General features: G+C 55.2%; 17 protein-coding genes and 1 other RNA gene. 6 read left to right on the forward strand and 12 right to left on the reverse strand.

Annotated elements, in window-relative coordinates; translation table 11 throughout:
• From GXP52_10240 to ychF, 3 genes are all read right to left on the reverse strand, one after another.
• A partial coding sequence (locus tag GXP52_10240; GenBank protein ID NOY87662.1) for a glycosyl transferase occupies positions 1-1,184 on the reverse strand: 1,184 nt, incomplete at its 3' end.
• Between the two features lie 22 nt (positions 1,185-1,206).
• Positions 1,207-2,109 carry an ATP phosphoribosyltransferase gene (locus GXP52_10245; GenBank protein ID NOY87663.1) on the reverse strand — a complete coding sequence of 301 codons (903 nt, stop codon included), beginning with the start codon at positions 2,107-2,109 and terminating at the stop codon, positions 1,207-1,209.
• 80 nt (positions 2,110-2,189) lie between these two features.
• Positions 2,190-3,242, reverse strand: coding sequence for a redox-regulated ATPase YchF (gene ychF / locus GXP52_10250; GenBank protein ID NOY87664.1), 1,053 nt, complete (start codon positions 3,240-3,242; stop codon positions 2,190-2,192).
• Between the two features lie 760 nt (positions 3,243-4,002).
• Here ychF and GXP52_10255 point away from each other — a divergent pair.
• Entirely contained in the window at positions 4,003-5,262 is a 1,260-nt protein-coding gene (locus GXP52_10255; GenBank protein NOY87665.1) for an OFA family MFS transporter, read from the forward strand.
• A gap of 76 nt (positions 5,263-5,338) precedes the next feature.
• Here the strand turns inward: GXP52_10255 and GXP52_10260 are convergent, their stop codons facing one another.
• On the reverse strand, positions 5,339-5,626 hold the full coding sequence (locus tag GXP52_10260; protein ID NOY87666.1) for a hypothetical protein: 288 nt from the start codon (positions 5,624-5,626) through the stop codon (positions 5,339-5,341).
• A 444-nt stretch (positions 5,627-6,070) separates the two neighbouring features.
• Here GXP52_10260 and GXP52_10265 point away from each other — a divergent pair, with 444 nt between their 5' ends.
• A complete protein-coding gene (locus tag GXP52_10265) occupies positions 6,071-6,622 on the forward strand; it encodes an epoxyqueuosine reductase QueH (GenBank protein NOY87667.1) in 552 nt (183 codons plus the stop codon).
• Between the two features lie 289 nt (positions 6,623-6,911).
• On the opposite strand, the gene GXP52_10270 is transcribed toward GXP52_10265, so the two are convergent.
• The 3 genes from GXP52_10270 to GXP52_10280 form a co-directional block, all read right to left on the reverse strand.
• Complete coding sequence (locus GXP52_10270; GenBank protein NOY87668.1) at positions 6,912-7,325, reverse strand: hypothetical protein; 414 nt, start codon at positions 7,323-7,325, stop codon at positions 6,912-6,914.
• Entirely contained in the window at positions 7,322-8,593 is a 1,272-nt protein-coding gene (locus tag GXP52_10275) for an HlyC/CorC family transporter (protein ID NOY87669.1), read from the reverse strand. Before GXP52_10275 ends, GXP52_10270 begins: the two co-directional genes overlap by 4 nt.
• Positions 8,594-8,683: 90 nt before the next feature.
• Positions 8,684-9,412: a TIGR00730 family Rossman fold protein gene (locus GXP52_10280; GenBank protein ID NOY87670.1), complete on the reverse strand. Its 729-nt coding sequence runs from the start codon at positions 9,410-9,412 to the stop codon at positions 8,684-8,686.
• Positions 9,413-9,667: 255 nt separating this feature from the next.
• Between GXP52_10280 and GXP52_10285 the strand changes: the two genes are divergently transcribed.
• From GXP52_10285 to hemG, 4 genes are read left to right on the forward strand one after another with little or no spacing between them, the layout of a single operon-like run.
• A complete protein-coding gene (locus tag GXP52_10285) occupies positions 9,668-10,801 on the forward strand; it encodes a radical SAM protein (GenBank protein NOY87671.1) in 1,134 nt (377 codons plus the stop codon).
• A gap of 4 nt (positions 10,802-10,805) precedes the next feature.
• Positions 10,806-11,831: a uroporphyrinogen decarboxylase gene (hemE, locus tag GXP52_10290; GenBank protein ID NOY87672.1), complete on the forward strand. Its 1,026-nt coding sequence runs from the start codon at positions 10,806-10,808 to the stop codon at positions 11,829-11,831.
• 6 nt (positions 11,832-11,837) lie between these two features.
• Positions 11,838-12,881: a ferrochelatase gene (hemH, locus tag GXP52_10295; GenBank protein NOY87673.1), complete on the forward strand. Its 1,044-nt coding sequence runs from the start codon at positions 11,838-11,840 to the stop codon at positions 12,879-12,881.
• Positions 12,882-12,902: 21 nt separating this feature from the next.
• A complete protein-coding gene (gene hemG, locus GXP52_10300; GenBank protein NOY87674.1) occupies positions 12,903-14,345 on the forward strand; it encodes a protoporphyrinogen oxidase in 1,443 nt (480 codons plus the stop codon).
• A 66-nt stretch (positions 14,346-14,411) separates the two neighbouring features.
• Here hemG and GXP52_10305 read toward each other — a convergent pair whose 3' ends face one another.
• The 5 genes from GXP52_10305 to GXP52_10325 all read right to left on the reverse strand — a co-directional run bounded on the left by GXP52_10305 (position 14,412) and on the right by GXP52_10325 (position 17,640).
• Positions 14,412-15,110 (reverse strand): response regulator, encoded by a 699-nt coding sequence (locus GXP52_10305; protein ID NOY87675.1) that lies wholly within the window; start codon positions 15,108-15,110, stop codon positions 14,412-14,414.
• Positions 15,100-15,783 carry an endonuclease III gene (locus tag GXP52_10310; GenBank protein NOY87676.1) on the reverse strand — a complete coding sequence of 228 codons (684 nt, stop codon included), beginning with the start codon at positions 15,781-15,783 and terminating at the stop codon, positions 15,100-15,102. The genes GXP52_10305 and GXP52_10310 overlap by 11 nt, the downstream gene beginning before the upstream one ends.
• 168 nt (positions 15,784-15,951) lie before the next feature.
• An RNA gene (rnpB, locus tag GXP52_10315) (RNase P RNA component class A) lies at positions 15,952-16,340 on the reverse strand.
• Positions 16,341-16,388: 48 nt separating this feature from the next.
• Positions 16,389-16,784 (reverse strand): ribonuclease HI family protein, encoded by a 396-nt coding sequence (locus tag GXP52_10320; protein NOY87677.1) that lies wholly within the window; start codon positions 16,782-16,784, stop codon positions 16,389-16,391.
• A 148-nt stretch (positions 16,785-16,932) separates the two neighbouring features.
• Positions 16,933-17,640, reverse strand: coding sequence for a hypothetical protein (locus GXP52_10325; GenBank protein ID NOY87678.1), 708 nt, complete (start codon positions 17,638-17,640; stop codon positions 16,933-16,935).

The raw sequence follows: 17,640 nt of genomic DNA on the forward strand, positions 1-17,640 counted from the left end.
GCCCCCTCTTTTTTCACCGCTTCGGCTATAGCGTCCATAACACCCGGAGTCGACTGTTCAATCTTACTCCATGCGGGCAGCGGCGGCGGATCCTGCTTGACCTTCGACCTTTGGAGACCCAATTCTACAGCTCCGGAGAAGGTCTCCACCGCCCTTCTCTCAGCGCCCTCATCGTAATCCAGACCATTGGCAAGGGCGTCCGCCCGGTACATGGCAATAAGAGAATCGGCTTTCCGGCGGTAGCGGTCAATAAGATCCCTTCTCCATCCTCCAGCGGGTGCCGACCTTTCAAGCAGAGTCTCCGACACCTCCACCGCCATGCGGTTCAGGCCGCCCCGTTCGTCACCTGCCGACAGGATCTGGTGCTTGTGTTCGTAGTTGTCACAAAGGCCGGCCTGACAGATTTCCGAGGTGTCCACTTTCCTGACGATGGACGAAAGAATCCCGATCTCCATGCCCCAGTCCCGGGGGATGGGTATGCGGCCTGCGAGGTCCGCGGTAAAAGCGAATTCGCCCGCAAGAGGGTACCTCATGGCACCGATGAGTTCCAGGACATCGGTTGGGTTTTCTTCCATGAGGACCGGGACCAAAGGGGCCACCAGGAGTCTGGTTACTCTTCCGTGCAGAGCATTGTCGGAAATTCGCGTGTAGTACCCCTTACAGAAAGAAAAGTTCAGCGCCGGATCGGCCACCGGAAGCAGGAGGCGCAGGGGGATTTCCCCAGTGTAGTTGACGATATCAGCATCGTGGAGGGCAATTGAGTGAATCCGGCCGGTGGATAGCAGGTATCCCAGGGCGATCCAGACGTCACGGCCCTTCCCCGGGGGCCCCACATCCAGGTCGGGCAGCAGTGATTCCAGGATGCGGGAGAGTTTCGGCCCCTCCGGCCAGACGACGGTCGTTCGCATCGGCAAAGGGTCCAGGAGCTTTTTGAGACGGTGGTAGTCATCCCCATCGGCCCGACCGAGGACAAGGATCGTTTCCTCAAGGTATGCTGCCAACGCCAGCTTTTCGAGGATTGTCCCCAAGGCAGGGGCATCCATCTCTGAGGCAAGCGCAGGAACCAGGAGGGCAAGAGGGCGTTCTCGCGAAAATCGCTCCAACCTCGACGCAAGGTCGGCAAACCTGAATTCACCCAATCGATGGATGGTGGTTACCGGGCCGGTCTGAAAAAAATCTCCCATGGTCAGAAACCTGAAATAAATCCTAAAGTATTTTGTTCAGCTGGTATTCGATAATTCCCTCGGCACCGCACTCCAGGAGCTGCGGAATCAGTTTTCGGACGATTTTATCGGGAACCACCGACTCAACGGAATACCATTCGCTCTGATGTAGTCCGGCCACGGTTGGGGCATTAAGGCTGGGCATCATCTGGATAACCTTCTCCAGGTTGCTCCGGTGTACGTTCAGTTTTATAGCCACCATCCCCATGGCCTTTTCCGCCCCCTTGAGCAGGAGACAGATGTTCTCTAGTTTTCTCCTCTTGAATGGATCCTTGTAAGAGTCTTTGTTGACGATGAGATAGGGGCGGGACTGCATTAATTCATGGATGATCTTCAAGCCGTGGGCCCGGATGGTGCTGCCGGTTTCGGTGACTTCAACCGCCGCGTCGGCGATACCCTCCACGACCTTTGCCTCGGTTGTGCCCCAGGAGTAGTCAACCTTAACCTCAAGTCCCTTTTCTTCAAAATACCTTGTTGTGAAGCCCACAAGCTCTGTGGATATCCTCTTCCCCGCCAGATCTTCGATCTTATCGTAGGAACTGTTCTTGGGTACAATGAGAACCCATCGGGCAGGCCGGGAACTGGTCTTGGAATAGCTCAGCTCTTCCAACCAGACAACGTCGGACTCATTTTCAAGGATCCAGTCCCGCCCGGTGATGCCGGCATCCAGTATTCCATCCTGGATAAACCGTGACATTTCCTGCGCTCTGACAAGAGAGAAGGACAGCTCATCGTCATCCACGCTTGGAAAATAGTTTCTCGACCCACGGCTGATCCGCCAGCCGGCCTTTCGAAAAAGTTCAATGGTGGCATCCTCCAGGCTGCCCTTTGGAAGACCGATCTTGACCTTGTTGCCGTTATTCTGGTTGTTGCCTCTGTTTTTCATACGGCGGCTTTCTCCCTTTACGGGGTTATCAAACGTTGATGACTTCGCAAAAAGCCATCAATGGACTTTTTACGACCCTATCAAACGTTAAACCTGACGTGGAAGATCTCCCCGTCTTTCAGGACATATTCCTTACCCTCGATGCGCAGCCGGCCCGCTTCCTTGGCCGCAGAAAGCCCACCGAGGGCAAGGCACTCATCCCATGGGAGCACTTCGGCCCTGATGAATCCCCGTTGAAGATCGCTGTGGATCTTTCCCGCGGCCTCCGCCGCCCTGATCCCCCTGGGGACGGTCCAGCCTCTGACCTCGTCTTCGCCCACCGTGAAGAAAGTTATGAGATCGATCAATTCGAAAGCCCCCGTTATGAACCTGTCCTTGGACGGCATTCCCAGCCCCAGTTCCTCCTGGAAGATCGCCCTCTCCTCCTCGGGAATTTCAAGGAGTTCCAACTCGGCCTTCCCGCTGATTTCCAGATACCCGACCCCCTCGGAAGCACACATCGCTTCTTGCTCAGGATGCTGGACTTTGCCGGCACCGTCCTCCCCCATGTTGACCAGGACATACAGTGGAATACGGGTGAGAAACTGGTAGCCGGCAATAGATCTGTCCTCCTCGGGGGTAAGACCCATGGTTCGTACGGATTGCCCATTCTCGAGGTGGTCCCTGACCCTTTTCAGCAGGTCCGCCTCCCGGGAGGACCCCTTCCCCTCCTTTTCAAGCCTTTCCAGACGGCCCTCCACGGGCATCATGTCAGTCAGGCGGAACTCCTCGAAAAGGGATGACATTTCCTTCGCCAAATCGTCGGCGGAACGAACCTGAGGGGACATAGGGGCTTCAAACCCCCGGAGCACGACGGCAAGGGCATCGAGCCCGGCAGCTCTTCCTACCGTTTCCTTCCTGAGGCCGCCCCCTCTTTCAGGCCTCAGATCGCCCAGTTCCACAATATCAAGCTGAACCGGGGTGACCTTCCTGGGATTAAAAAGCTCGGCGAGGCGCTGTAGTCTGGGATCCTGGAGTTTGATTGAACGGATTTCCGGGCCGCCGTGTTTGTCAATGAGGCCGGTATCCTGAGAAAAGAGAGCGAGGACGGTTGTTACTCCCGACCCCGAATATCCGGCTAATCCAATCCTCATAGTGAAATTCTCCTGGGCTCTGATGCGGCGCACTGCTCGACATCCCGGCTTATGCACGCCGATAGCTTACCGGTATTCAGGTTCATATCACCTTTACCACGCGCATACAAGACCGCCCGTTTCAGGCCATGTGCCGACACAGACGCCCATTCCCCGCCGGTGGTTCGACCATTCGACAGGTTCATGACCCTGAGCAAATGAAAGTGCGTCGAAGGACAGGCCCACCATCCTGGGGCGAGGATGGAAACAGGAAAATTTTCTTGACATATGGAAAACTGTGTTTTAGCATGTATAACATCAAAGTTGGTTTTTTACCCTTTATAACAGGTCGTCCGCATTTTAGTGCTGTTGGCCCTGATTGTCGGTACCCAAAAAGTGTTTACACGGACACAACCCGGTTTTAATGCCCCGTTTGCCCTGTAGGCACTTTTTTTTTGCAAACAGGCTTTTGATCAATGAGGCCCCGGGAGAATTTTCCGGGCCTGGAAACAAGGCGTAATCCCTTATGAAAGGAGGTGGGCCTTCAACCGTTACACCCCGCCGCGGCCTTCTACAGACAGGCCGTTGACGGGACCCCCGCATCAAACGGGCCAGTTGCCTCACTCGATCTGAATGGCCAACGACGGAAGCCAACCGTCAGCCGACCATTCTCGATGCGGCAGCCCCTGGAGGTGCATCATTGCTGAGCACCTCATCGGCTACCACAGCGACAACTTACCCTGAGGGAGGAAGGTACCTCCCCCGAGATACGGAGGTTTAAATGGAACAGAATCTTGGTAATCGATGGCGGTTCGTCGGCGCGGCGCTTGTCATGCAGCTCTGCCTCGGCGTTCTTTATTCCTGGGCTGTTTTCAGAGGTCCGCTGACTGCCTTGCACGGCTGGAGCAAGGTCCAGACCATCGCGCCTTACCGGTGGTCGGTCCTGATGTTCACGGTCGCCATGATCATCGCCGGGTTCTGGCAGGACAAGAAGGGCCCGAGGCTCGTCGGCAGTGTCGGCGGAATTCTCATGGGAACAGGCGTTCTCCTCTCCGCATTCATCGGCGACTCCGTCGGTGGTCTGATCTTCGGCTACGGAATCCTCGGCGGTCTGGGCGTGGGTTTCGCCTACGTGACACCCATAGCAACCTGTGTGAAGTGGTTCCCGGACAAGAGGGGCATGATCGTCGGTCTCGCAGTCATGGGCTTCGGCGCCGGATCCCTGATCTTCGCGCCCCTTATCGAAAAGCTTATCGGTGATAATCCGGAAGCATACGCGACCACCATTCCCAGGACGTTCATTATCCTCTCGGTCGTATTTTACATCTGTGTTATCGGCGCCGCCCAGGTCTACCGGGTCCCTCCTGCGGGCTACAAACCTCCCGGATGGGAGCCGCCCGTAGCCACCGGCGCCCCCTCCAAGGAGGACTTCACTCCCGGCGAGATGGTAAAGACGTGGCAGTTCTATGTTCTCTGGATCATCTATTTCCTCGGCACATCAGTGGGTATCACCGCCATCGGTCAAGCTAAACCGATAATCGTCGAACTTTCCAAAGGAGCGGCTGTCATGTCCGGCGGAGCGGCTCTCGGCCTCATGTCACTGTTTAACGGCGTCGGCCGTCTGGCATGGGGCGCAACCTCGGACAAGATAGGCCGGAACATGACCACTGTGGCCATGTACTGCGGTTATCTCATCGCCTCCCTGTTCTTTCTCAGAAACGCAACAGGTTTCTGGCAGGTGCTCATCGGCCTATGTATAGTCGGCTTTTCCTACGGCGGCTATCTGGCCATGATGCCTTCCTTCACCGCCGACTACTACGGCGCCAAAAACATCGGCGCCAACTACGGCATTATCTTTACCGCCTGGGGCATCTGCGGGTTCACCGTGCCCAAGTATTTCGCGGGAATCATGAAGACAGCCAAGGAATCGGGCAATATCGCCGGCGGCTACAACCAGGTCTACTTCACCCTGGCCATCATGGCTGTTATCGGCATCGTGCTTACACTTATCGTCAAGAGGCCGATACATTCCGTCGATTAGCAAACCAGGCGACTGTTAACAAAAAAGGCGGCTCCGTCGGGAGCCGCCTTTTTCAGGTTCGGCCTGTTTTTCTGGTCTACCTGTGTGCCACGGCTCTCTTGGATGCCTTAAGTGGATTGATCTTCGCCTGGGCGATGACAGGATTTTCCTTCTTCACGTGGGTGGCGTAGTTGCAGACGCCGACGTTCCATTTGGCCGCCGGGTTGGCGCTGGTCACGCAATAGAAATCGTCCTCGATTTCCCTGGTATTCGCGCAACCCCCGCAGGCCTGCACAACGGGCTCACAATGGCCGCCGTTATAGGCGCAGCCCTGCCGGGTCATAAAAATACAGTCGATTTCTTCCTTGAGAATAGTGCAGATCATCGTTCATTCCTCCATTAAAATGTATGCAGGCCCACGCGTTGGGCATCAGCGTCGGCGCCGAGAAAACGCCTTTACACAAAACGGTTTGGTTTTTATACTTTCTGCAGGGAAAAATCAAGACAAATTTTTTCAGGCTCGTTCCGTGGAATAAAAATCCATGGATGGACTTTTTACGACCCTATGAAAGAGGTTCATCCAGTTAATGCGTACCTTGATTATTTTGCTGTCATTGCGAGCCCGAGTGAAACCGTAGGCGCGGCAATCCCATGCGGAGCCGAAAAGGTCATTGCAGCGCCTTACGGTCGTCACGGGATCGCTTCCGCCGTCGCCCTACGGGCTATGGCGGACAGGTCGCATGGGTTACAGCTCGCGATGACAGATGGTGGGATATGGTCCTCATCCAGGTACTCATCTTCAGGATGAACTATAGAAAGAAAGGTCCGTATGAAACTATTGATCCATATATGCTGCGCCCCCGACGCCACCATTGGAATCGAGCGTCTCACCGACCGCGGCCAGGCTGAAGGCTACTTCTACAATCCCAACATTCATCCCGAGGAAGAGTACCAACGACGGTTTGATGCGCTGAAAAGCCTTTCTGCGGCCACCGGATTCCCTTTCTTTGAAGGGCCATATGACCCGGCGCCCTGGCACGAAGAGGTGAAGGGCCTGGAGGACGAGCCTGAGAAGGGGATGCGCTGCGTCAGATGCATCCGTCTCAGGCTCAGAGAAACAGCGAGGATGGCCAGGGAACGTGGTTTTGACCATTTCGCGGCCGTCCTCACCGTCAGTCCCCACAAGGACGCCGATATGGTCAACAGGATAGGCCGGGAGGCCGCAGCCGAATTCGGGGTGCACTACCTTCCGACCAATCTGAAAAAGAAAGACGGATTCAAAAGCAGTGTCCAGTTCAGTCGGATATACGGTCTTTACAGACAGGATTACTGCGGGTGTGTTTACAGCCTGCGGCCCGACAGGCAGCATCTTGATAAATAACAGATAGACACATAAATATGTGGGTCATCCTGGAATGGGTACCTGATGTGGAGTGGCTCATACCCACCATTCGTCATCGCGCCTGTCGTCCGGGATTGCCGCGTCACTCTCGTCTCCCTCGATGCTCCTCGCAATGACAGCAAAATAATAATTTAAGGTACGCATTAACCGGATGAACTAAATATGTTAAGTGAAAAGTGTTAAGTTAGGGTCACACTTTTCCACAGGTGTGGATAAACCTGTGGAAAACTATTGATGGACTCGAAGAGATTTTTTGCGGGGTTGTCAATTACTGAAGCTCCGCCAACCTCAGGGTGGAGCTGTCCAGAAACGCCAGGAACAATCGGTACCCCCCGCAGGGGGTGGATCCTTTAACGGGAGACTCCGCCATAAAATCGCACCCATTCTTCAGATAGGAACACCGGAAACAAAGCGTCTCAACCAGTTGGCCGACCCTGCGGGGAACGCCGGGGGAAAGGTTCAACAGGCCGGCCAGGTGACCCTGGTGGATTTTCCCCCTGTCCATGGCATGAAAGAGGGCGGTAAAACCGGCACATCCTTTTTCGCCTCCCCCATCATCCTTGAAATATTCGCAATATCCCCGGCAAGCCAGGTTCAAGGCCGCTTGCCGGAAATCGTGTGCGGAACCGTAAAAAACGGCAACCGACTCGTCATTAATTCCAGCAGGATTATTGCCTTTCATCCCCCTTCATCCCCCGTATCTACCGAATGTATCAGGACCTTCTTGACATGTCGCTCATCCGATCTGACCACGGTAAATCTCAGCCCCAGAAGATCCATGGTCTCCCCCGGGGCGGGGACTCTGCCGGTGGTCTCCATGATAAGGCCTCCCACCGTTTTACAGGCAGTGTCTATGCCCATCTGTGGGAAAACCTTCTCTAACTCATCGAGAGGGGCTTTGCCGGAAACCTCCAGGGCGCCTGATGGAAGTTTCTTCATCATCTCTACCTCATGGTCGAACTCGTCGTGTATCTCCCCTACCAGTTCCTCCAGGATGTCCTCAAGGGTGATTAGCCCCTCGGTCCCGCCAAATTCGTCGACGACAACAGCCAGATGGGTTTTTTCCTTTTGCAGCTCCCGGAAGACCCGGCCCAGGGGGGCGCTCTCGGGGACAAAATGCGGCCGTGCAATATGTTCAGCCATGCGGAAGGTGTCCCGCCCATCAGGACTGGCCAGGAGAAGGTCCTTGGCGTGAAAAACACCCACTATGTCATCCAGGTTTTCACGATAGACCGGAAGCCTGCTGTGTCCGCTCTCGATCACTATCCGGATGATCTGGTCGATTTCGTCGGACAATTCCAAAGCCCGGATTTCCGTTCGGGGTGTCATCACATCCTTAACCGTCTGCCGGATAAAATGAAAAACCCTGTTTATCAGATCGGCGGGATACTTTTCTATACCACCCTCGCTGGCGCTGAGATTGACCAGCAGTTCCAGTTCATCTGCTTCCACCGGGGAAAAGTCCCTGTCTGGATCACCACCCGTCATCCTGATCAATGTGGATGTCATCCAGGTAAAAAAGCGGGTAACAGGCCATGTGACAAAGTAAAACAGCGAGAGAGAAAGGGAGACCGAGATAACAAAACGTTCAGGGTACCGTCTCGCCATGACTTTTGGGGTTATTTCCCCGAACATCAGGATGACAAGAGTCATTATCCCAACCGCGGCTGCGATCCCTCCGTTATGAAAGATCTTTGAAGCGACATCCGTTGCCAGGGCTGAAGCAGCGATGTTGGCGAGGTTGTTTCCAAGTAGAATGGAGGTGAGAAGAGCGTTCGGATCCTTGAGCCAGAGTTGAAGGGGGTCCCTTTTACGACCCCTTCCATCGAGAAGCGTCTGGAGTTTTGCCCGTGAAAGGCTGACGAAGGCCGTCTCCGATCCTGAAAAGTAGGCTGAAAGAAGAACGCAAAGGGCTATAACCATCCACTCCCAGGAGGGAACGTCTAACATCCGACAACCACTCCCACCCCAGGACGTACGCACCGTGCATATCCTGGTTGATGGTCTCGCAAAGAGTCCATCGACATCTCTTCCTCCCGGTTAAATCTTTTCGCTGAATTCATCGTGTTCCAGATAGCTGATGTATGGTTCACCCTGTGCTCGGCGGAATTGACAGACGAGGTCTACTGTTTCCTCCGGATCATCGCTTATGGAAAGGAGCTCCAGTTCGTTATCGTCCAGAAACCCACATTTCACCATGTGTTTTTTCATCCAGTCGTACAGCCCTCCCCAATACTCGCTGTCGAAAAGAATGATGGGAAATTTATGCATCTTGCCGGTCTGCTTCAGGGTGAGGGACTCGAACAGCTCATCCATGGTCCCGAAACCTCCCGGCATAATAACAAGGGCCTTGGCGTACTTGACGAACATGACCTTCCTGATGAAAAAATATCGGAAATTCAAACTGGTCGTAACATACCTGTTGGCCTTCTGCTCCCTGGGGAGAAGGATGTTCAGCCCAACCGATTCACCTCCGCCCTCCATGGCGCCGCGATTGGCTGCCTCCATGAGGCCCGGCCCTCCGCCGGTGACTACGGCATAGCCTTCCTGCGCGAATCTGCGGCCGATTTTCCGGACCTTTTTGTAAAGCTCATCCCGCGGACGGCTTCGTGCCGAGCCGAAGATGGTCACCGAATCGGGAAGCTTTTCCATGATTTCCAGTCCCGTAACCATCTCGGCCATGATTCTGAACAAACGACGGTTGTCCATCTCCGCCTTGCGCAGCCTCTCGATGGCCGGATAGACCTCATGGCTCAGAAGATCGCCCATAAGCGAGAATATGAGATCTCTTGTCTCGTTGTTGTTCACACAGACTCCTTTCCAGTTTCCTTATCCCATGCACACGAACATATTCAGCTGAATGCTTTAAATGTACATGCCCACTTTATTTGCCATCCATATCAGACTTCTTCATCCGTGGTCAACGCCGACAGGCCGGGTAATCAGCGCTGACTTTTACTTTTTTACCGTATATGATAGCTTGCTTGGCTTTGATGGAGTCGCAAAAGTTAATGGAGGGACCGGATGGAGGAAAGTATCTTGACCGGGATTAAACAGCGAACGAAACCAGGCAGGATCTTCGAACCCAAATGGATCGCCTGGGAGATTACCGGCAGATGCAACCTGAACTGTATCCACTGCCGGTCCTCGTCTACCATGGGTTCGGACCAGGGAGATTTTACCCTGGACGAGGCCAGATCCCTTATTGACGAAATCACCTCTTTTGCCAAGCCGGTCGTTGTCCTTTCCGGCGGTGAGCCGTTGCTGCGCAAAGACGTGTTCGAAATCGCCTCTTATGGTACCGCCAAGGGGCTGCGTATGGCGCTTGCTACCAACGGGACCCTCGTGGACGATGAGGTATGTGAAAAGATCAAACAGTCCGGGATTCGCATCGTTTCCCTTAGCCTTGACGGTTCAAGGGCCGAGATACATGACGACTTCCGTCACCAGACCGGCGCCTTTGAGGCGACCCTGCGTGCGGCTGAATACCTGAAGAAAAACGATATCGAGTTTCTCATCAATTCATCCTTCACCAGACGGAATCAGGACGACATCCCCAACGTCTACCGGCTGGCCGGGGAGATCGGGGCCGTGGCATGGTATATGTTCATGGTAGTACCCATGGGCAGAGGCGAGGAACTCATGGCCGAGCTTATCTCCAAGGAGGATTACGATGAAATCCTCAGATGGCACTTTGACATGGAACTGCAGGAAACCGAGATGCTGGTGCGCCCGACCTGTGCCCCCCATTACTACCGCGTAATCCAGCAGGAGGCCAAGGCGAAAGGGATCGATTTTAAACGCCGCAACCTCAAGTTCGGGACCGGCGGCGCCAAAGGCTGCATCGCCGCCCAGTCTATCGCCTTTATCGGCAGCAGGGGCGACGTACAGCCCTGCAGTTACTTTCCCAGGGCAGCCGGCAACGTACGTGACAAAAGTTTCCGGAAGATCTGGGAAAACTCCGCCCTCTTTAACGACATCAGGAGCTTTAAGGATTACAAGGGCCGTTGCGGGTCATGCGAATACCTGGGAGTCTGCGGTGGCTGCCGGGCCCGGGCCTTCGCCATCTCCGGTGACTACATGGACGAGGAGCCTTTCTGCGGCCACATCCCCAAAAAGATTGCCCGCGCCGATAACCCGGAAACCAGCGAGGTCTGATTCCATGGCTGAATATCCGTTTATTGACGCCTGCTTTCGCAGGCCGGTTTCCAGACCCCCCATCTGGATCATGAGACAGGCAGGACGATTCCTCCCCGAGTACCAGGAGGTCCGCGACACGGTGGATTTCCTGACCCTGTGCAAGACCCCGGAACTCGCCACGAAAGTTACCCTTCTGCCCATCGATATCATCGGCGTCGATGCGGCGATCCTTTTTTCCGACATCCTCATCCCCTTGGAGCCCATGGGGATACCGGTGGCATTCGAGGAAAGGGTAGGGCCTGTCCTGGGAGCCGTAAGGGACGAAAAACAGATACGGGCCCTGCGGGCCATTGACCCGGAGGAGGATGTTCCGTTCGTTCTCGAAGCGGTCAGGATGATCAGGAGAGAGGTCGACGGAAAGGTACCGTTAATCGGCTTCTCGGGAGCTCCCTTCACCCTGGCCACTTATGCCGTGGAGGGTGGAACAACCAGGTCTTTCCACAATATCAAGGGTCTCATTTATTCCCGTCCCGAGCTGGCCGATGAGCTTATGGGAAAACTCGCTGACGCGGTTACCGCCTACCTTAACGCCCAGATAGCGTCAGGGGCGCAGGCCGTTCAGATCTTCGACACATGGGGCGGTATTCTTGCCGACCCGGAGTACGTCAGGTTCGCGCTCAACCCCGTAAAAAGGATCATCTCCCGCCTGAACCGTAAGGATGTGCCTGTTATCTACTACATTAACAACGGCTCATATCTGGCCCGTCACATGGCCGGCCTGGACGTCGACGTTGTGGGGATAGACTGGCGCCAGGACATAGCTCAGGCTAGAAAAACCTTTGGAAAGAGGAAAGCCGTTCAGGGGAACCTGGATCCGACGGTCCTTTTCGCATCACCGAATGAGATCCGCAGGCGCGCCCATCACGTCCTGGAAGAGGCGGGTCCCGAACCCGGCCACATCTTTAACCTCGGACACGGCATAATGCCCCAGACTCCCGTGAAAAACGCCATTGCCCTGGTGGAGGCGGTTCACGAATTCAGACGCTGACATGCGATGATATCCAGACCCGGAGGTACCGCAGTCCTTCTGCTTAATATGGGGGGACCTGACTCAATTCAGGCTGTACGCCCGTTCCTGAAGAACCTCTTTTCAGACCCCGCAATCATTGGTCTTCCCGGTTTCGCCCGACTTCCTCTGGCCGCAGTTCTCTCCTCCGTCAGAGCGAAGAAGGTAATTCCACGATACCGGCTTATCGGCGGCAAAAGCCCCATTGGCGAGATCACTTCCGGCCAGGCCGAAGCCCTGGCCGGAACGCTGTCTTCCAGAGATCGTCCTGAAGTGGGGCCCGTCCTGCCGGCCTTTTCCTACTGGCATCCCTTCATACGGGATTCTATTGAAGACGCCTCCGGGAGCGGCTGCGAAGAGCTTCTTGTTCTTTCCCTCTACCCGCAATATTGCGGCGCCACTACCGGCACATGCCTGAGGGACCTTGAGGCCGCAATACCGGGATCGCCGTTTGAAGGCAGGGTCCGAACAATCGACAGGTGGCCCGACCATCCCGGCTATCTGGACGCACTCGTGTCCACCGTCAGAGAGGCCCTGGCTCAGATCAGACCGGAGGAAAGGGACGATGCCGTGATCCTCTTTTCGGCACACGGTATACCCACATCCCTGGTTGACAAGGGCGACCCGTATCCCCACGAAATAGCCAGGACTGTTCAGGGAGTCGTGGAGAGGTTGGGAAACCGTGTTCACGTTCTGGCATTCCAGAGCAGGCTGGGACCGGTCAGGTGGTTGGCCCCCAATCTGCGGGAGGCCCTGAAAGACCTCGCTCGAAAAGGAGCTCCCCCGCTTGTGGTCGTTCCGGTGTCCTTCGTGTCGGACCACATTGAAACCCTGTATGAACTCGACATCCAGCACCGGGAGATCGCCGGGAATCTGGGGATTTCGACCTACATCCGGGCGCCGGCTCTAAATACCCGCACCGATTTTATAGAAGCGTTAGCCGACCTGGTGGCTTCGGCCCTTCCGCCGCCTGGACCCTTCCGAACAGACCGACCCGGCAGGGGCAATTCACACGCTCGTACACATTCTTGAACGGACCGAAGAGGGGAACGAATGATCAGGCCGTCGGAAAAACCACATAGGGTAATTGTAATCGGGGGTGGGATCTCCGGACTTGCCGCCGCCTATTTCATCCGGAACGGGCTGCGGGAGACCGGCGTGCCCTTTGAGTTGACGCTTATCGAGAAGGAAGACAGGGTAGGTGGGAAATTTTTCGCCAGGGAGAAAAACGGTTTCCTGGTCGAGGGCGGACCGAACGGTTTTCTTGACAGCAAACCGTGGACCCTGGATCTTGCACATGAATTGGGGCTGGATGAATCCCTTCTTCCCGGCGATGAGGCCGCTGCCAGGCGTTTTATCTATTCCAGGGGCAGACTTCACGAACTGAAGGCCTCACCCATGGGTTTTTTCGCCTCCAATCTCCTGTCAGTGCCGGGCAGGATCCGGATTATCGGGGAGCTTTTCGCCCCGGTCACCCAAAAGGGCCGGGATACCAGCCTTTCAGAATTCGCCGTCAGGCGCCTGGGACGCGAGGTACTGGAGCGCATGCTCGATCCCATGGTATCGGGCATCTTTGCCGGTGATCCTGAGAGGATGAGCTTGAGGGCCTGTTTTCCCCGCATAGCTGAACTGGAGGAAACCTACGGGGGCCTGATCAAAGCTCTGTTCAAGATAGCCGCCGAGAAGAAAAGGGCCAAGAAACGGGGAGAGGATGTCATATCCTCCGGCCCTTCCGGGCCAGGCGGGGTATTAACATCCTTTAAAGGGGGCGTTTGTGTCCTTTCGGACAAACTGGCCTCTGCTCTTGGCGACTGCCTGCACACGGGAGATGAGGTCATCACGGTGAACGGATCCAACGGTGGATGGAAGATCAGGACGAAACGCCGTGATTTCGAGGCCGACACCGTTGTCCTTGCGACACCGGCGTACGCTGCGGCCGGGATACTTTCGGAGTTATCATCCAGGAGCTCGGACATTCTCGGCCGGATCCCCTATTCTCCCATGACGATCGTTGGGTTGGGCTATGATGTTAAAGACCTCGCCAGACCCCCGCATGGGTTTGGCTACCTCATCCCATCTGTGGAAAACCGACGGATCCTCGGAGCACTCTGGACCTCCAGCATTTTCCCGGGTTACAGGGCCCCGGAGGGAAAGGTCCTCATCCGGGCCATGGCAGGAGGGGCCAGGGACCATTCAACTCCTTTCCTGGATGAAAGCGCCCTCCTGAAAATTGTCCGCTCCGAGATAGCGGAGACGATGGGCTTGACCGCGGAACCGGAATTTGTGGCCATCCACCGCTGGAAAAAGGCCATCCCAATGTACACCGTCGGTCACCTGGAAAGGCTCAACCTCGTTGAATCATCTCTTCCCGAAGGAATTTTTCTTGCCGGGAACGCCTACAGGGGAGTTGGAATCAACGACTGCGTGCGCGAATCGAAAGGCGTGGCTGACAGGGTTGTCAGAAAGATGCTGGAAGGTCCCCGATCCACAGGATAAAACAGTCCAGAGTCCAGAGTCCAGGGTCCAGAGTCCAGAAAGCAGACAGGGAGACGCGGGGAATAATCAAGGGAATCGCAGGCCGAAGAAATCAGCTACCCGGTCCATGGTTTCCGAATGGATAATGACAAAGCTCAGACCGGCCTTGTAGCCGGCCTCAGTCCGATGACAATAGATTACATTGGCCCCGATGGTCAGCGGATCAGGCTCCCCGGGCAGATTGAAAGTCAGCTTGACGATATTATTTTCCTCGATTGACGATTCCAGAAAAAGGTTGACACCACCTTCACTGATCTCGCCTATTTCGCCCACAAATTGTTCCGTCCCGATATCCACGTCCACCAATAAATTACAGGCGACCCTCCTGTATGCCCGTGGGTAGGTCTCGATAAGTGCCTGTACCCTCTGGTAAAGGAGCCTGGGATCAACAGGCTTTATGAGATAGTCGTTGTATCCGGCCATGGTGCAGTCGGAGATAAAATTAATGTGCTCCGCGGCGGTGAGAACCAGGACAGGCAGGTCCCCAAACTCTTCCCGTGAACGGATCTCCAGGAGCATGGCCCGACCATCCATCACAGGCATTACCACGTCCAGCACAACCAGGTCCACGTCCCTGTTCTCCAGCAGGATCTCCATTCCTTCCGCTCCATTGGGGGCGGAAACGGTCCGGTATCCAAACCCCTCCAGAAGACCGGTCACCTGATTTCTGACCAGGCTGGAGTCATCCACAACCAGGATGGTCTTTTCTCGGCGCTCAGCGATCACCTTGTTTCTCCATCAAATCGACAAACGAGGGACAAACCTCCCCCAGGGGACATCCCGGACACAGCGGGTTGCGCGACCTGCAGATTTCCCGGCCCAGACGGATCATGTTGAGGTGAACATCCAGATAATCCTTCTCGTAAAAAAACTGCTCCAAAATCCAATGGGCCTTCACACGGTCGACACCCGGCTTAAGTATACCAAGACGGCGACACACACGAAAGATATGGGTGTCCACGGGAAAGGCCGGGATCCCGCATGAAAAAAGGAGGACACATGCGGCAGTCTTTGGCCCGACCCCCTTTAAGGAGGTTAACCGTTCACGGGCCTCTTCCCGGGAAAGATGACATATATCCCCAAGGCTTTCTCCATCATTTTCTCCATCCGGACCCGGAATATCCAGCAGTATACGCCATATCCTCCTGCTCTTCGTGGGGCCGAGACCAGCGGGCGAAATAACCTTCTCCAGTTCTTCCCGGGATGAAGACAGGACATCCTTCCAGTGGGGAAATCGTTCAACGAGCGCGCTGAAGGCCCGGTCCCGATTCCGATCGTTGGTATTCTGGGAGAGGATTGTCAGGATCAACTCATCCAGAGGAGATCTTTTTGGGGGTGGATCGGGCGTACCAAACCAGTCGTTGAGCCGGGTCGGAATGTAGGTTGGACCGGGTTTCACATTAAAAGTCTCTTCGAGCAACTTTGATAGGGTCGCAAAAAGTCCATTTATGGCTTTTTGCGAAGTCATCAATTTTACAAGGCGGGGAATGGCTTCGCGTATATCCTGGTTGATGGACTTTCCGTGATTCCATCAACTGTGGCACCGGAAAAGACAGGGTAGTCATGATTGCGGAGTGGCCCTGTAAGCCGAGTTCTGTTTTCCCCTCCGCCGGAGCGTCGGAGAAAGGTGACCATTCATCTAGGACCGCCGTTGCCGACGGCCTCAAGCGGCCTACCCGGGAACTTCGGACGGGTCGCCCTCAAACGTTCCCCTATTTGGCCTTGCACCGGATGGGGTTTACCAAGCTGCCGCCGTCGCCGACGACACTGGTGAGCTCTTACCTCACCCTTTCACCCTTACCCACCATCGCCGAAGCGAGGGTGGGCGGTCTTCTCTCTGTGGCACTCGCCCTGGGGTCGCCCCCGGTCCGTGTTACGAACCATCCAACCCTGCGGTGCTCGGACTTTCCTCCCGCCATCGCGATTGCAACAACAGGCGGTCACCCGGACCACTCCGCATGGATATTGTAACTTAAATCCGATGGGGACGTAAAGATCCCAACCTTACAAAAACACTTTTCCTTTAGCGTCAACGGCCATATTGGCAAGGCTGTCGGCCTGACGGTTTTTTTCCCTTGGAACGTGAAGGTAGGACACATTGTCAAAGTGGGAAGCGGTTTCCTGTGCCCTGGCGAACAGCTTTTTCAGTTTTTCATTTTTTACTCTATACTCGCCCTTCATCTGGCGGACAAGAAGCTGACTATCCGACTGAACCAGAAGGTCCCGCAGTCCGATTTTCCTCGCAAGTTCCAGACCGTGAACAAGTGCACTGTATTCGGCCACGTTATTGGTTGCCTCGCCAATGAAGACACCCTCCTGTATGTCCCTGTCTCCCGCCCCCTTCAGGACCACCCCGGCCCCGGCAGGACCCGGGTTTCCCCTGGCGGCTCCATCGATCATCAGCACAGCAACGGGGGGTCTGTTTCCCACGGCCGCGGCAGCCATTTCCAGAAGATCGGCCAATTCATTCTTCCCGATCTCAGGAAATTTCTTCAGCGTCTCCTCGATGCTCAGGGTTGCCGCAAGTTCCTCGAGAACATACTTGGGATCAGGATTCGTCGGCATATATTATTCTTCCGCAATTCGGACACTGATGAATACTGCTTTGGGCCAACACCTGATTGAAAAGCTGGGGGGGCACCATCATGAAGCAGCCATAACACACCCCCTTTACAAGCTTTACAACCCCCTGCCCATGATATCTGTTGAAAACTTTCTGGTAGCGGGTGAGAAGGTCCGGGTCGATGAGGCCGGACTCAACCATCCTGGTTTTTTCAAGCTCTTCACGCTGCTTCTTTATGGTGTTGAGCCGTTTTTTTCCATTTTTCTTCACCCGATCAAGGTTGGCCTTTTCCTCCTCCAGGACCTTCTCGATATCCTTCCTGCTTTCTTCGACGGATGACCTGTCCGAGCGCAGTTCCTTGACTTCAGCCTCCAGATCGCCCCTTTTTTTTCTTGCGGACTCACCTTCTCGCTGGACAGCCTGGTACTCCCGCTGTGTTTTTACAATCAGAAGCCTGGACTGAAACCGCCTCATACTCTCCTTGACCTCTTCGAGTTGCCTGTCGAGCTCCGATATCTGATCCGACAGGCGTGAAAGCTCAAGGTCGATCTCCTCCATCTGCCCCTCGATCTGGTATATCTTCTTTTCCGCAGTCTCGATCTCCTGAGGAATCTTCATCTCTTCGCCCTGAAATGCTACAAGTTTTTCATCCGTCCTCTGCAGATCCACCAACCTGTCCAACATTTCTCTCAC

Source organism: Deltaproteobacteria bacterium (assembly GCA_013151915.1).
Classification (GTDB): Bacteria; BMS3Abin14; BMS3Abin14; order BMS3Abin14; family BMS3Abin14; genus BMS3ABIN14.